The organism is Desmonostoc muscorum LEGE 12446 (genome assembly GCF_015207005.2).
Taxonomy (GTDB): domain Bacteria; phylum Cyanobacteriota; class Cyanobacteriia; order Cyanobacteriales; family Nostocaceae; genus Nostoc; species Nostoc muscorum.
In genome coordinates this window covers 5440485-5455293 of the sequence record NZ_JADEXS020000001.1, presented here as the reverse complement: position 1 = coordinate 5455293, position 14809 = coordinate 5440485, and the positions used below count along the sequence as shown (strand labels likewise).

At 41.6% G+C, this 14809-nt stretch carries 12 protein-coding genes; 6 read left to right on the top strand and 6 right to left on the bottom strand.

Features of this window, described 5'->3' with window-relative positions; all coding sequences use genetic code 11:
- Positions 1-16: 16 nt before the first annotated feature.
- The 3 genes from IQ276_RS23235 to IQ276_RS23225 all read left to right on the top strand — a co-directional run bounded on the left by IQ276_RS23235 (position 17) and on the right by IQ276_RS23225 (position 2643).
- Positions 17-1861 (top strand): tetratricopeptide repeat protein, encoded by a 1845-nt coding sequence (locus IQ276_RS23235; RefSeq protein WP_193915261.1) that lies wholly within the window; start codon positions 17-19, stop codon positions 1859-1861.
- A 126-nt stretch (positions 1862-1987) separates the two neighbouring features.
- The gene (locus IQ276_RS23230; protein WP_193915263.1) at positions 1988-2218 is read left to right on the top strand and encodes a hypothetical protein; all 231 of its coding nucleotides are present in this window, start codon (positions 1988-1990) and stop codon (positions 2216-2218) included.
- Positions 2215-2643 carry a PIN domain-containing protein gene (locus tag IQ276_RS23225; protein ID WP_193915264.1) on the top strand — a complete coding sequence of 143 codons (429 nt, stop codon included), beginning with the start codon at positions 2215-2217 and terminating at the stop codon, positions 2641-2643. Before IQ276_RS23230 ends, IQ276_RS23225 begins: the two co-directional genes overlap by 4 nt.
- Before the next feature lie 240 nt (positions 2644-2883).
- Here the strand turns inward: IQ276_RS23225 and IQ276_RS23220 are convergent, their stop codons facing one another.
- Positions 2884-3765, bottom strand: coding sequence for a succinate--CoA ligase subunit alpha (locus IQ276_RS23220; protein WP_193915266.1), 882 nt, complete (start codon positions 3763-3765; stop codon positions 2884-2886).
- A gap of 304 nt (positions 3766-4069) precedes the next feature.
- Complete coding sequence (locus IQ276_RS23215; protein ID WP_193915268.1) at positions 4070-5296, bottom strand: succinate--CoA ligase subunit beta; 1227 nt, start codon at positions 5294-5296, stop codon at positions 4070-4072.
- 629 nt (positions 5297-5925) lie between these two features.
- Between IQ276_RS23215 and IQ276_RS23210 the strand changes: the two genes are divergently transcribed.
- Positions 5926-7743 carry a hypothetical protein gene (locus tag IQ276_RS23210; RefSeq protein ID WP_235115897.1) on the top strand — a complete coding sequence of 606 codons (1818 nt, stop codon included), beginning with the start codon at positions 5926-5928 and terminating at the stop codon, positions 7741-7743.
- A gap of 158 nt (positions 7744-7901) precedes the next feature.
- Here IQ276_RS23210 and IQ276_RS23205 read toward each other — a convergent pair whose 3' ends face one another.
- From IQ276_RS23205 to IQ276_RS23190, 4 genes are all read right to left on the bottom strand, one after another.
- Complete coding sequence (locus IQ276_RS23205) at positions 7902-8408, bottom strand: GNAT family N-acetyltransferase (protein WP_193924410.1); 507 nt, start codon at positions 8406-8408, stop codon at positions 7902-7904.
- Positions 8409-8621: 213 nt separating this feature from the next.
- Complete coding sequence (locus tag IQ276_RS23200; RefSeq protein WP_193924412.1) at positions 8622-9176, bottom strand: pyridoxamine 5'-phosphate oxidase family protein; 555 nt, start codon at positions 9174-9176, stop codon at positions 8622-8624.
- 128 nt (positions 9177-9304) lie between these two features.
- Positions 9305-9829: a DUF937 domain-containing protein gene (locus IQ276_RS23195; RefSeq protein ID WP_193924414.1), complete on the bottom strand. Its 525-nt coding sequence runs from the start codon at positions 9827-9829 to the stop codon at positions 9305-9307.
- A gap of 154 nt (positions 9830-9983) precedes the next feature.
- Complete coding sequence (locus IQ276_RS23190) at positions 9984-11684, bottom strand: sensor histidine kinase (RefSeq protein ID WP_235115896.1); 1701 nt, start codon at positions 11682-11684, stop codon at positions 9984-9986.
- Positions 11685-12185: 501 nt separating this feature from the next.
- On the opposite strand from IQ276_RS23190, the gene IQ276_RS23185 reads away from it, so the two are divergent.
- Positions 12186-13739 carry a YcjF family protein gene (locus IQ276_RS23185; RefSeq protein WP_193921355.1) on the top strand — a complete coding sequence of 518 codons (1554 nt, stop codon included), beginning with the start codon at positions 12186-12188 and terminating at the stop codon, positions 13737-13739.
- A gap of 100 nt (positions 13740-13839) precedes the next feature.
- Positions 13840-14454 (top strand): hypothetical protein, encoded by a 615-nt coding sequence (locus IQ276_RS23180; protein WP_193921357.1) that lies wholly within the window; start codon positions 13840-13842, stop codon positions 14452-14454.
- Positions 14455-14809 lie beyond the last annotated feature (355 nt).

Below are 14809 nucleotides of genomic sequence, written 5' to 3'. Positions count from 1 at the left end.
TTCCCTAGTAGCCAAAGTGTCAGACTCTCTGCCATTGCGCGATCGCTATCTTGCTTTAATCGATGAAATTGTCGAAACCACCCTCAAGGGCAAAATTAGCTCTGTGGAACAGGTGTATCAAATGCTGCTTAAAAACATAACTTCTGGGACAGGGGAAGTGTTTGAGCTAGTTTTGAGCGATCGCCTGAATGCCCTCCAAAGTCAAGTAGATAGTGAAAAAGACGAACTCAAAAAAGCTAAAGCTACTCGCAGTTTGAGAGCCATTAAAACGATTCAAACTCAATGGCAACGCTGGCAAGAGCAAAACAAAGCTACAGAAGCGATCGCTTCTGCGGTTACAGAAATTACTACAGCTTCTGCTAACGAGCGTTTGGCAGCTTTTGTCCGTGTTACTGACCCCAATCAGAAATATCCGCTAAATTTACCCCAATTACAGCAGTTAGCAAAATCATTACAGCAATTTGCCCAAGTAGATGCTGATTTACAACAATTTTCCGAAGGTATTACCCGTGGTTTAGCATCTTGGCAACGCTTACAAGAAAATTTGCTCAGTTGGATGTATGAGCAAAAAGAATCTTTGGGATTTGGCGGTGTACCAGGTGAACGCGGTCCGTGGGCGAGTTGGGCGAAGCAACTTAATAGTGAATTACCCCAAGCACTGTTTCGCACCTTAGCGATGGAGGAATCTGCAATTCAATTTGCCGAACAACAGCGGGGTATCACCCTTAGAGATTGGGTGGAAATGGCGTTGATTTTACAATATTTGCAACGGAGCTTAATTAACTGGTTTGACCAACAAGCTTACGATGTTAAAGCAGGGCCAAATTTGTCCATTTCCACTTTTTTGACCTTTGCAGTGATTTGGAGTCAGTTAGCAAGTGGTTTTCAGAGCATTGGTACAGCATATAGCGATGCTTGTTCTCAAATTATGCTGCAAATTCTGCGAACCTTTGCCCAACGTTCATATTTTCCCCTTTACGGCGGGATTTTTGCCTCGTTTTCTGGTAGTTATCTCCGAAATGCCCTAGATTATTTGGATGAGCCACTGCGCCCAGCAGAAAAAACCCAAGAAAAAGCGCGGATTTTGACACTTTTAGGTTATTCACAACGTGCTTTGGGACAATATCAGCGCTCTTTGGACTTTCATCAGCAGGCGTTGGAGATATCTAGGAGTGCAGGCGATCGCCCCTGTGAAATTGCCAATCTCAACCACCTCAGCCGTACCTACGTACAACAGCAAAATTATGCTGAGGCAATTAACTACAGTCAACGAGCATTAATATTGAGTCGGCAAGCAGGGGATAAAACAGGAGAGGCAAACGCGCTGGTAAATTTAGGTTACAGCGAAGTCATGCAGGCTCAGCAACTAGAAAATCTAGAACCAGAAACCTATGAATCAGCAATTAACTATTTAGAACAAGGTTTAAAGTTGTCAGAAAAATTAGGCGATATTCCAAGTAAAGCCTTATGTATCAGCAGCTTAGGAATTGCTTATTTAGTAATTGGACAACATCAAACTGCAATTAAATATCTCGAAGATGCTTTCAAAATAGCGCAAGTTTCTGGTGATTTGTATCTCCAAGGACGGAATTTAGCTTATTTAGCTGAAGCTTATTATCATTTGCAAAATGCCGAAAAAACCATTTACACAGGCAGCTTAGGAATGTATCTTTTGAACCAAATTGCTTCTCGTGAATGGCGTCAACCAGCAGGGTTACTGACAATTTTACAGGGACAAATAGGAACAGAAACTTTCCAAAAAATATTACAACAACATCGTTCTAAAATGATTGCAATTATTGGTGTAGATGGCTATGATTACATCCCGCAATTGTTGGAAGAATATAAGCGAGATATGTAAAAAGTAGGGCTTACCCAAGAAACCTTTTAAACTGCTATTTCTCCGTGCCTTCTAGCATCAAACTGGTCATTGAGAGCGCAATCAAGCATACTAAACGGTAGATACCTTTGAGTATAGGAGCCGTCTATGCTGTTGCAAGAACTGAAGGAACAGGCTGTCAAGCTTCCACCTAGAGATCGTCTTGCGCTGCTCACTGCCATCGTTGAATCCTTACAAGATACCTCAATTTCCGAGTCTGATCGTTCTAGTGCGATTCGACGGATGCGAGGCTTGTTAAAAACAGACAAACCTGCACCAACCGATGAGGAAGTAGTTGCTATGTTGGATGAGCGACGGGTGGAGAAGTATCTTCAGTGAGAGTTTTAATTGATACCAATATTATCCTAGATTTTCTATTGCAGCGAGAGCCATTTTGCCAAGATGCAGAACTGCTGTTCCAAGCGATCGATTTTGGACAAGTCGTCGGCTATGTTACAGCAACAACGCTTACTGATATTTTCTACATTTCTCGCAGGCACACCCGCAGCGTTGAACAAGCACGGCAAGCAGTCTCGGAAACACTGACTGCTATGGCTATTTGTCCTATTGATCGAGCCGTTTTGCAATCAGCCTTTAACTCTGGCTTGTCTGATTTTGAAGACGCTGTTCAAATTTTTAGTGCAGTAGCTCAAGGATTAGACGCTATTGTGACACGCGATGCTCAAGGTTTTTTGAGTTCGCCTGTATCCGTATTATCTGTCCAGGATTTGTTGCAGCAATTTGGGAAGCGAAACGGTGGTTAAGTTGGCTAAAAAGCACAGATGACGATGGTCTAATTAGGGCTTGCTGAATAACGGTAAAATCCTGATATTTCAGACTTTTCAGGCTATCACCGCACCAAAAAGTGCAAGTAAATTAGGTGTATAAGGCTTAAAAGTCTTGCATTTCCAATTTCTAGTACCACAATAAATTGAAAAAATAGGGATAAAACTATTCCCTATTCCCTATTCCCTGCCTTCACCAAAGGACTTTTTCAGCAAGCCCTAATTAATGCCTTTTTTCACCAATTCTGGAATTTGAGAAGGGCGTTCAGCCACGGGAACTTCTACTTCTTTCAAAGCAGCCAATTTACTTTGGGCTGTACCAAAATTTGGATCGCGTCCGATAACTGTTGCTAAAGTCCCGGTTTGACGCCAACTTTTTCCTGGTGGTGCAAGTCTCCCTGCAATGTAGGCAATTACTGGTTTATCAATGGCCTCAGCAATATACCGCGCCGCTGCTTCTTCACTACCACCGCCGGGTTGACCGACTAAAACGATCGCTTCTGTAGTTTCATCTTCATCGAGAATTTGTAGCCATTGCAAAAACGAAGAACCAACGATCGGATCACTACCAATGCTGACACTAATTGACTGTCCCAAACCAGCTTTTGTTAATTCGTAGGCGACTTCGTAAGTAAGGGTACTGCTACGACTAACGATCCCCACTGGCCCAGGTGTATAAAATTCACTAGGCTGAGTTCCTAAGAGAATTTTTCCCGGCACAATGATCCCCGGACTATTTGGCCCTACTACCAAGGTTTCACAAGCCTCGGCTTTGCGGAGTAATTGCACCATATCCAAGGGTGGCACTCCAGCGGTAATAATAATAATTTGGCGAATCCCAGATGCGATCGCTTCCAATGCCGCATCCAAAACATCGTAAGGATTTACACAGATAATTGTTGTATCAATTGCGCCAATTTTTTCTACCACTTCCTCCACTAAGTCAAATACTGGCAGCTCGTACAATTCCTGTCCACCGCATCCAGGATTAACACCAGCTACCAAATTCGTACCATAGGCTTTCATTTGAGCCACATGAGTACCTGATATAAATTCACAAAAACCTTGAATTAAAACTTTACTCTCTGGCGTTAAGTTCATAATAAATTACCCTAAGTTTGGCAAGCCAGCGAGTTGAGCCACTGACCATAAAACGATGTACATTATTGTATTGATTCTGTTTTTGCTGAAATTTATTATTTTTACTGTTGCATTCCAAAATTCATCTCCGACAGAAGATAGTAATTCTAATATAAATAAACAAAAACTATTCTGACTCCTGAATTTTTCCCAAATTAAAAATTACAAATTCTTAGCGACAAATGATTTATTGACGTTACAGAGCAAGCAGATTTCTCCGTTTGTTCAATCCAAAATCCAAAATCTAAAATCCAAAATTGGTTGACTATTTCTTATTCGCAGTTGGTTTAGCAAGATGAACTGCAACTTCCACTGCCTCATCTAAATTTTCTACCACAACAAGGGCACTGCTGGTTTTTTTTAGTGTTGCTAAATATTTTTTAGCTGCATTCAACTCGGAACCAGCAAGCCGGACAACTAAGGATGGAAAATTCAAATCTGGTGGAATTTTACTACCATTAGAGCGTACAACTTTTAATTTGAGTTCGTTATTGTCGTGTTGTACAAATTTGGCGATGATTTGGGCTACTTCCTCAGCCTGAGGAATGCTACCCAGAAAGTTAATTAGTATAACTTCGATGCTTTTGTCAGCAGCTAAAATTTTCAAACCTGTTTCTAGGCGATCGCTAAATGTAGTTGGCGTAGTATCTGTAAGAAAAGCATGGCGTAGATTCAAACAAACACCTGGTTTCCCGCCAGCATTAGCGACTAAATCCAAAGTTGCCATTACTGAACCAGTACCATTACCTAAAATACCGATTTTTCCGTGCATTTGCACGCCATCCCAGTCACCCAAAATACCGTTAATTTCAGTACTTGGATGACGGCTGATGATTTTTGCTGCCATTTGTTCAAGATCTGGATGACGCTTAATTGCGCGTTCATTCACCCTGACTTTACCATTGAGAGCCATCACTTCACCATTAGGATTGACTGCCAAGGGATTAATTTCGACTAAATCCAGGTCTTTTTGCACAAATAAGTGGTACATCTTTTGGACAACGTTGCTTACCGATTGCATCAACGTTCCCTGCAAACCCATTTTCAAAGCCAGTCGTCGGGCATAAAATGGTGAAAATTCTTGTTCAACGACGACATGGTGCATTTTTTCGCCAGCGGATTCCCAATCGATGTCTGCTTCTTTGCAACCTAAAAGTACTGGTCGGCAAACAGCGGTGTCTAGAACCACCGCCAAATAAAATTCCTGGTTGGCGTCGTATTGGGATTCTGCCAACACAACTTCCGGCAACTCGCCCCATATGGGTAAAGTAAAGATATTTTGGGCAGCGGCGATCGCATCGATAGTTGTTTCGGCAAATCTGACTCCACCTGCCTTTGCCCGTTCCGCTCCGTGTACTTGAGATTTCAGTACAATTGGAAAGCCAATTTTTAAACGTTTCAAATCCGTCGGATGGTCAATTCGTTGGGAAGGCAATACAGGAATGCCTATCTTTGCAAACCATTCTTTAACTTGGTACTCTAATAAATCCATTGATACACCTTGTATTGACACTTTCCAAGCTTTTCGTTAGTGCTGTCTGAATATTTGGCAGCACGCTTATTACATAATTAAGCTTTTGGCAGCTATAAAAACTTATTTTTCACGTATCAATTTTATCGAATTCAGCAAATGAGGCAAATTAATTTCTTGAGCCGCAATACGTAATTAACCTCCTCAGTAGACTTCCCAGCATAGAAGATAACTAGCATTCCTGTCAAAAACCTCTGACATCGCAACATTTCCTTAACCTGTGGATAATTTGGTCACAATTGTTTTGTAACTATAATTTTGCTGTTCAGTAGCTGTTGTGAATTTAATTGTCACAAAATCAGGCAGTGAAAATCCTCAAAAATCCTATTATTCCCATTTTTTAGGAAAAATATATACCTGTGGATAGATTATTTAATTTTGCATCTAGCGGGTTGAAAATGTAGCCGTGGGAACAATCACTACTATTTTAATTTTTGGTTAAAAGTCGGAATTTGTGTTAGAAAGTTGTTCGATTAGATTTTCAGGCTGTGGTTGGTTAAACTGTGCGTCTTTATTCAAAAAACCCAAACAGTTCATTTCATCTCCTTAAAGATAATCAAAACAATATAGAAGTTCAGCACGAAAGTTCTATGAAAGTAGCAGTGCAGCAAGAAGATTTACAGCTTTTAGCCAAAACTTTGCAAGAACAATTGCTTGTAGAAGTACCATCAGCTGGAGTCTTTCAAGTTAAGTGTGCCGTCAATAAAGACGAGCTAATGATTTTAACACAACACCCATCAGGTGTAATAGTTGATACTCAGGGCATCTTTGCAGCCATTGAAGACGTACTCCAGTCCTTAGCGCCCTACAAAGAGCAACGAGTACAATGTTTCCTCAGAGTTTTTGGCGAACAACTTCCTTATGCCAAATGTTTTCTAGCTCTCAAGCAGAGGGCGGGATGGGAAGATGGGGAGACGGGGATTTGGGGAACTGGGGGAATAAGGGGAGAGGGGGAAGATGAGGGAGATGAGGGAGTAGGGGGAGATGAGGGAGCAATATCCTTCTCATCCCCCGCGTCCCCCTCATCTGCTCTGACCTATTTTCCATCGCTGGATGAAACTGAAGATGAGGAAGTATTTGACCCATTTGCAGACGCACCGAATTTACCGGCTTCTAAGTCAGCACGCCAAGTCAAACCCGTTTTACTAGGTGTAGCTTTGGTGGGAATTGTGGTTTTAGGCGTTGGCGGCTATTTGGTGACTCGCCCTTGTGTGATGTCTGAGTGTAAAGAAATACAAGTTGCTGAGCAATTAAAAACAGAATCTCCCCAATTGATGCGTCGTGCCAAGTCGGAAAAAGAATTACTAGCAGTGCAGCAGCGACTGACGACGGCTAGCGCAGCCTTGAGTGCAATTCCTAGTTGGTCGCCCCGTTACCAGGTGTCAGAAGAACTCAAAGCAAGTTTGTCTGGGCGGTCAGAAAAAATTGGCCAGGTGGTTAAGGCTTTGCAGACAGCATCTTTGGCGGCAGAAAAAATTAAAACTCCCGCACGTACTTTAGAAGAAATACAAGCTAGACAACATTTATGGCGACAGGCCATCGCACCACTAGAGGCTATCAATCCCAATAGTGAACTTTATAGCCTAGTGCAAGCAAAGTTATTTAGCTATCGTATTAGTTTGCACGCTGTCAATCAGCAGATGTTAACTGAAGAAAAATGGCTGAAAAAACTAGCAGCAGCAAAAGATGTAGCGAGTACAGCCGAGAATCGCCAAGCTACTGCTAAATCCTTGAAGGATTGGCAAAAGGTGCAGTCTAACTGGCAGGTAGTCATTAATGCCTTGAGGGTGATTCCCCAGACTAGCCCTGGATATGAAGAAGCCCAAAAGTTGTTGGTAGACTATAAACCTAAATTAGTAGTAGCACGCGATCGCGCTACTAAAGAACAATTAGCTGCTAGAACTTACCAACAAGCCGTTAGCACCGCCAACCAAGCCAAAGTCTATCAGCAACAAAACCAATGGCAAGCAGCAGCGACATACTGGGAGCAAGCTTTGGAAACTGCGAAAAAAGTTTCCCAAGATAGCTTGTACTACACTCAGGCTCAGTCTCTCATCGAACCCTACTCAACAGCTCTCAAACAAGCACAAGAAAAACTCCAAGTTGTTAGTGGTTTGCAGCAAACCCGCACTGACTTAGAGAAAACCTGTATTAATGGAATTCGGATTTGCACTTTTAGCATGGACAATGCAGGAATTATTGTCAGGTTAACCCCTGAGTATGACCAATTAAGACAAAATAGTTTGGCTAATCCTGATTCTCAGAATTCAGATAATGCTGTTGACCTTGCCAATCACTTGCAAATCTTACAGGAAGCCCTAGCTGCAATTAGTGACAATGCCAATTTGTCCCTGTTTCTCTATGATTCCCAAGGTCAAGTAATTTATACGCGGACACTGGGAGGGTAGGAAAGGCAGGGGAGGCAGGGGAGGCAGGGGAGGCAGGGGGAGAGATAACCAAGCGTATTTGTTAAACCTATTTGTTTACCCGCTAGTGAAACTCAAATTTATTCTGAATTCTGAATTCTGACTCCTGACTCCTGAATTCTGACTCCTGAATTCTCTTTTCATAAATCAATTTTCATTGTGAAAGAGATTCCGCCAACTCGGTTGATTGTTTCGCTACCGGGGACGACTTCAAAACCTAATCTTTTATATAAAGCTAAGGCGGGATTTGTCGCTCTAGTACTGAGGGATATTGATGGGTATGATGTTTTGGCTGCTGCTAATAAATGCTTGAGTAGCTGTGTTCCTATGCCTTGATTTCGATGTTCAGGGAGAATTGCTATTGCTAATTCAGGAGTGCGATCGCTAATATAACCATATCCTTTATTGTCACCTGTAAATAAACGCAGCCATGCGGCTCCTACTGGCTGATTACTACTTTCCAAAATAGCAACAAAGCCACTATCATCTTTACATCCCCAATTTTTTACATATTTTGCTAAATCAGGATGATTCATTGCATCCTGCACTGTCAAATTTCCTTCGTTTCCCATATGCGCTGCTTCGTAAAGCATTTGCCACAGAAAAGGCTCGTCTTTTTCTGTGAGTGGACAAATAGAATAATTCATAACCTTCTATAATACCAAGTTGCCAAAGTTAATTTTCTTAATAATCAAAGCACTTATGTAATACCAATTTGAATAATGATGACGATCCTAAAAACTTGCCCTGTAAATCTTTCACAATCCAAAATCCAAAATTGTATAAGCGCTGACGAAGTAAATAATACTATCTCAGTCAACTTGGTATAAATCCTGCCCTAAAACCTGCTTTTGTCAACGTTAAAATAATTTACTTAGTGGAGTCGATAAACCATCAAGGCTGACGAGATTTTTCTGCTGTTGATATTCTCTAACTCCTTGTTCGCCTTTTTTACTAGCCCAGTTTACTAGAGTTTGGCGCTGACCTCGATATTCATAGAGTGGTACGCCAAAACCACAGGAGGTCTGTACTTCTTGGATATCGGCAACGATAATTTGACGAGTTCCAGGTATTTCTGGAAATAGATAGTACAGTGAGTTCCAGTCAGGAGAATTCGGTAAAATCGTATTTCCTTGACCATAAAGACGCAGGATACAAGCAGGTTCCTCAAAAGCGCAAAACATGAAAGTAATTCGCCCATTTTCTTCTAAATGGGCGGAAGTTTCGTTACTACTGCCTGTAAGATCTATATAACCTACTCGATTGGGAGAAAGGATGCGAAAGCAATCCAAACCTTTAGGAGACAGGTTAATATGACCTGTGGAACTCAAGGGTGCAGAGCCAACAAAAAAAATGTGTTGGGCAGCAATGAAGCCTTGCAGTTCTTCAGTAATACAGTCAAAAAGTTTAGCCATAGACTGTCTGATTTGTGTTAGCAGATTTCCCTTCTTCTCAGCCTATGTCTAAGCTAAGAATCTAGCAAGGCCTATTTGCCGATGTCTCATGAGAAGGGAGTGGGGAGGTGGGGAGATGGGGAGAGGTATTATTGTCTGATGTAACGCCCGGCCATTTGTAGGGCGTCGGCGATATCCACATCACCATCGCCGTCAGCATCTAAGAAGGAATTTAGTACGGGATTTCCGCCAGCTTGCGAATTTTGAGCATTTGCGCCCGATTGTAAAAAATTTAGTACTAAAGGTACTGCTACAGGCAACAATTGTTGAATCATACCAGCATCTAACCCTGTGCGTTGGGCTGCAATTTCAGCTACTTGCTGTTGTATACCCGGAGAAAATAGCGAATCGACTGCTTGGAGGTTAGGAGAAGTACCAGCATATTGATTTACTAGAGTTTGTGCGGCTTCGTTACCATCTGTGGCTTGCTTGTTTTGTAAAGCAGAACGAACTTGACTACCCACAATTGACAAAACTGATTGGATGGTGGATGGATCTGCACCAGTGCGATCGCTCAGTTGATTTACAGTGTTAATAATACTTCCTAGTTGACCTAAGCTACCCTGTTGATTGGGATTAGTAACAGCACCGAGTATTTGATCGAAAAGTCCCATAAGTTTGTTTTTCCTTTGTTTTCAAAAAGCTTAGCAAAACTATTAGAGACGTAGCAGTGCTACATCTCTAATGTCAATTATTATCAAAAAATCAACTTTCAAAGGCAAGTACCCCAAGGCGGAAGAATGTAGAGATATAGCACTACTACGTCTGTTAAGCGTGAGAAATTGGCAGAGTGATGGCAAACTCTGTACCTCGATCTAACTCAGACTCGCAGCTAATTTTACCTCGATGTTTTTCTACCACAATCTGATATGCGATCGCTAACCCCAAACCAGTACCAATACCCCGCGGTTTGGTGGTGAAAAATGTTTCAAATATTTTATGCAGATTTTCTGGTGAAATACCACAACCATTGTCTGCAATTCGCACTATCACCCAATTATTCTGACAGCGTTCTGTGGTAATAGTAATTTCAGGTGAAAATTCTGGATTCTGTGCTGCTTTTTCCTCCACAGTATCGATCGCATTGCTTAAAAGATTCATAAATACCTGATAAAGTAAACCTGTATAGCCTGGAATTGTTGGAATATCTCCATAGTTACGAACAAGGCTAATACCATTTTTCAGGCGATTGTTCAAAATTAATAGTGTACTATCTAAACAAGCGTGTAACTCTACTAACTGCACTTCCCCTTCATCTAAGCGAGAGAAATCTTTTAAACTTCGGACTATTTCTCGTGTGCGGTCAGCACCAACTTTCATGGAGTTAAAGAGTTTTGGTAAATCTGCTAACAAAAACTCTAAATCGATTTCTTCTGCTAAAGTTTCCAAAGCAGGTGAAAGGTGAGGAACTTCGGTTTGATATGTTTGCAGTAGCGCTAATAAATCGTCAGTATAAGTTTTCGCATGTACGAGGTTGCCAGAAATAAAATTTATTGGGTTATTAATTTCGTGGGCGACACCAGCCAACATCCGTCCTAAACTAGACATTTTCTCACTTTGAATTAGTCGTGCTTGGTTCTCGGCTTCTTGTTCTTCTAAAAGGTGCTTCACCTGTTGAATTAGCTGATTAAGAGAACTAGCTAATGCACCAACTTCATCTTCTGTAGTCACAGGTACTTGCAAATCAAAATTGGCTTCTTGGGTAACTCTTTGGGCAATATTTGTGACTGCGTTAATAGGACGGGCAATGATACTACTTGTGTAGAAAGCAAGGATTGCGGCGATCGCCACTGACAGCAGCATACTACCAATAATAATCTGAGCTTGTATGAGTGCAGCCCGATCTCGGACTATATCAGCTTTCTCTTGATCTTCTCGAACTGTTTTGGCAAACTCAGTTAACTCATGGGCAAATTGATAAAACTTCAGAGCATCCTGACTTTGACTGAATTTAGAGATTAATTGCTGCGCTTTGAATGCTCCCTGTGGCTGTGAACTTAATGGCAAAATTTGTCGAATTAGCGACCTCAGTTGCTCAAAATATACGGCTATGGAGTTATTATGCTTGATGAGCAGAAGATGTAAATCTCCTTGGAAATTGGTTTGACTAAATTCCTGCGCCTGAGAAAGCAATGTTTCGGCTTCGGCTAAATCGCTTTTGAAATTAGAAATTCCTCTTTGCAAGGCTTGTGGCTGCTGTAAAAAAGGCACGATTTCTTGCTGGTGAATCTGTATTTCTAACAATTCTCCTTGTAAACTACTTAACAAACTTCCTTCTTCATCTGCCAAGATCATTTGTTGTCTAGCTTGTTGGAAATAGCGATCGCCTATTACCAACCCTGCTGTTGTTCCTAAAACTGCAATTCCCAAAGCCAGTCCGTACCCACAAACAATTTTTTGCCGAATACTCAGCTGGTAAAATACTTGTTTAACCCAGTTGGAGTATCTTAATTTAGGTGTAGCAGTCATGGTATAACTCGCTTTAGCTAGGGAGTGGGGGTAGGGAGACAAAGATAGATATCACCAGCGTCGGCTTTTGCAAAGGTCACTTCGGAGGAATGCGGTGAGTGAAAGCAAATTTGATACAAAATGCGCTCTTAGTCTATCAAAAGTTGCTTTTTTGTACCCTGGTTAAAAATACTGAAAGTATAAAGTAGGGGCGTACAGCTGTACGCCCCTACAGCCAATTTATCTATTGCAAAGTCGTCTTTGAAACCTCAGAAGGTTAACGTTAAGCCAAGACAATAGCTTCAGCCCACCATCAACTAGAATTGATAATTTTGAACTTGATTACCTAGTCCCCAGTCCCCAATCCCCAATCCCCAGTCCCCAATCCCCAATCCCCAGTCCCCAATCCCCAATCCCCAGTCCCCTTTAACTTTTAATTTGCTTGCTACCCTGGTAAAAAATACTGAAACTATTAAGATCAGAAGCATGTGCCTACTTCATACCCACTAATCTTTGCCAGCCATGCCTCTGTCACGCATCGTAACGCTGATTGTTGGTCTAATCGTCATTTTAGGACTAGCTTTATGGCTAATTGATTCGCTATCACGGCTTTACTGGCAATTGTCCTATTCGCCGTTGTTAGGCAATTTGCTGCTGTTGCTGCTGATTGTGCTGATTGGAGCGTTGGTTGCGGCTTTTGTTTATTATGTATTAGTGCTTCAGAAGGGGGAAAAGCGATCGCGCCGCACTCGTTCTCGTGTAACTCCAGCCCAAATTCCGGCGGGCAAATCTGATGCGGCTTCTACGACTCTCCAAGCTGTGCGTCAACAGGTAGCCCAAATTCAAGATGAAGTCGCACGCCAAGCTTTATTAAGTCGATCGCGGGAAATTGAAGCCAATCTAGCACGGGGTGAAATTCAAGTGGTGGTGTTTGGTACCGGGAGTGCTGGCAAAACTTCCCTGGTAAATGCCGTCATGGGACGCATGGTTGGTCAGGTGGATGCACCGATGGGTACAACCCAAGTTGGGGAAACTTATTGTCTGCGGTTGAAGGGATTAGAACGCAAGATTTTAATTACGGATACGCCGGGAATTTTAGAAGCGGGTGTGGCGGGGACGGAACGCGAACAAATGGCGCGAGAACTGGCGACGGCAGCAGATTTACTGTTGTTTGTGGTGGATAATGATTTACGACGCTCCGAATATGAGCCACTACGCGGATTAGCAGAAATTGGGAAGCGATCGCTCCTAGTTCTCAACAAAACTGATTTATATACAGATGAAGATAAAGAAGCCATCCTCGCTAGGTTGCGTCAGCGGGTGCGGGGATTTATTGCTACTAATGATGTAGTGGCGATCGCTGCGAATCCCCAATCTGCACAACTAGAAACTGGTGAACCCTTCCAGCCAGAGGCGGATATTGTTCCTTTGCTGCGGCGCATGGCTGCTGTTTTACGCGCCGAAGGTGAAGATTTGGTGGCAGATAACATTCTTTTACAATCTCTCCGATTGGGAGACGAGGCGCGAAAACTCATTGATGGCCAGCGCCGTCGCCAAGCTGACAAAATCGTAGAACGCTTTCAATGGATTGGTGCTGGTGTGGTTTCAGTTACGCCTATACCAGTAGTAGATTTATTAGCAACCGCCGCCGTCAATGCTCAAATGGTCGTAGAAATTGGTCGAGTCTATGGCTGTGAATTGAATATGGAAAGGGGACGAGAATTAGCCCTTTCTTTAGCAAAAACCATTGCCAGTTTAGGCATTGTCAAAGGCGCAATTCAATTATTGTCTACAGCTTTGCAACTTAATGTTGCCACCTTTATTATTGGGAGAGCAATTCAAGGTGTCACCGCAGCTTATTTAACGCGAATTGCTGGTAAAAGCTTTATTGAATATTTCCGTCATGACCAAGATTGGGGTGATGGCGGAATGACAGAAGTTGTCCAGCGACAGTTTCAAATTAATCGCAGAGATGAATTTATTAAGGCTTTTATTCAAGAAGCGATCGCCAGAGTAGTGAAGCCGTTACAAGATAAATCTGAAGTAGTTGAACATGATGAAGAAGTCCAGGATTAAGACTAATAGTATTATTCTGACTCCTGTTAGCGTAGCGGGGCGTAGCCCATTCTGAGTTCTGAATTCTTCTTCAAAAATCAAATAGGATTGCTATACTGTAATGAGCAAATATAAAATTTTAAAACCCGATCAAAGCTATACCTTCAGCCAATATTTTCAACTAACTAACCCTACAGCAGAGATTTTGGCTGAATTTGAGTACAGCTATCAGCGTACAAATTTGGATTTGCTCAGGTATTCTCATGAAATTAAATACTTAGAGTTTTTGCAAGGATATTTACAACGTAATATCAGACTTTTTAATCCTGCGGCAGAAATATCAATTAGAGAATTTCTGATTGCTCCTATCCTGGCTGAAATCTGCGATCAAACAAAGGCTCAACTATATAGTGAGTATCCTCTTAATGTAGATGACAAGCTGAAAGGTACTTTAGATTATTACTTGTATAAATCTAACTGTCTATTAATAATTGAAGCTAAACAATCAGATATCAGAAGAGGATTTACACAGCTAGCAGTAGAATTAATCGCTATGGATAAATCTTTAGATAATCAATCACCTATTTTATATGGGGCAGTTACTAATGGCGATGATTGGAAATTTGGTACTCTTAATAGAGAACAAAAGCTAGTTACAGAAGATATTAAACTTTATCGTGTTCCTGAAGGTTTAGAAGATTTATTACGGGTAATAATAGGTATCCTTTCAACATAAAACAGGAGTCAGAATACAGAATTCAGAATTCAGAATTTTGAATATTCTACCCATAAAGGGATAGAGTTTGAAGGCGAGAATATTTTAATTTTTTTCGCCCACCATTCCACTCGCTTTTAACCCAATACGCTTGGGTTAAGGATAATTGTAGGTTGGGTAGAAGGTCGTGAAACCCAACAAATGCTCGAAAATGTTGGGTTTCGTTCCTCAACCCAACCTACGCAAATTTATTTTTACGGCTTAACCCAAGCGTATTGAGTTATGGAAATCTGATTGTAAAGGCTAGCGATCGCTAAAACTTACTTATACACGTTTAAATGTGCCTTCTTTATGATATATTAATCACCAGCAATTA

What these genes read in the sequence shown, in the direction of transcription:
- IQ276_RS23215 (WP_193915268.1), bottom strand. Translation starts at nt 5,296, where the DNA reads ATGGATTTATTAGAGTACCAAGTTAAAGAATGGTTTGCAAAGATAGGC.
- IQ276_RS23220 (WP_193915266.1), bottom strand. Translation starts at nt 3,765, where the DNA reads ATGAACTTAACGCCAGAGAGTAAAGTTTTAATTCAAGGTTTTTGTGAA.
- IQ276_RS23210 (WP_235115897.1), top strand. Translation starts at nt 5,926, where the DNA reads ATGAAAGTAGCAGTGCAGCAAGAAGATTTACAGCTTTTAGCCAAAACT.
- IQ276_RS23195 (WP_193924414.1), bottom strand. Translation starts at nt 9,829, where the DNA reads ATGGGACTTTTCGATCAAATACTCGGTGCTGTTACTAATCCCAATCAA.
- IQ276_RS23190 (WP_235115896.1), bottom strand. Translation starts at nt 11,684, where the DNA reads ATGACTGCTACACCTAAATTAAGATACTCCAACTGGGTTAAACAAGTA.
- IQ276_RS23230 (WP_193915263.1), top strand. Translation starts at nt 1,988, where the DNA reads ATGCTGTTGCAAGAACTGAAGGAACAGGCTGTCAAGCTTCCACCTAGA.
- IQ276_RS23185 (WP_193921355.1), top strand. Translation starts at nt 12,186, where the DNA reads ATGCCTCTGTCACGCATCGTAACGCTGATTGTTGGTCTAATCGTCATT.
- IQ276_RS23200 (WP_193924412.1), bottom strand. Translation starts at nt 9,176, where the DNA reads ATGGCTAAACTTTTTGACTGTATTACTGAAGAACTGCAAGGCTTCATT.
- IQ276_RS23180 (WP_193921357.1), top strand. Translation starts at nt 13,840, where the DNA reads ATGAGCAAATATAAAATTTTAAAACCCGATCAAAGCTATACCTTCAGC.
- IQ276_RS23205 (WP_193924410.1), bottom strand. Translation starts at nt 8,408, where the DNA reads ATGAATTATTCTATTTGTCCACTCACAGAAAAAGACGAGCCTTTTCTG.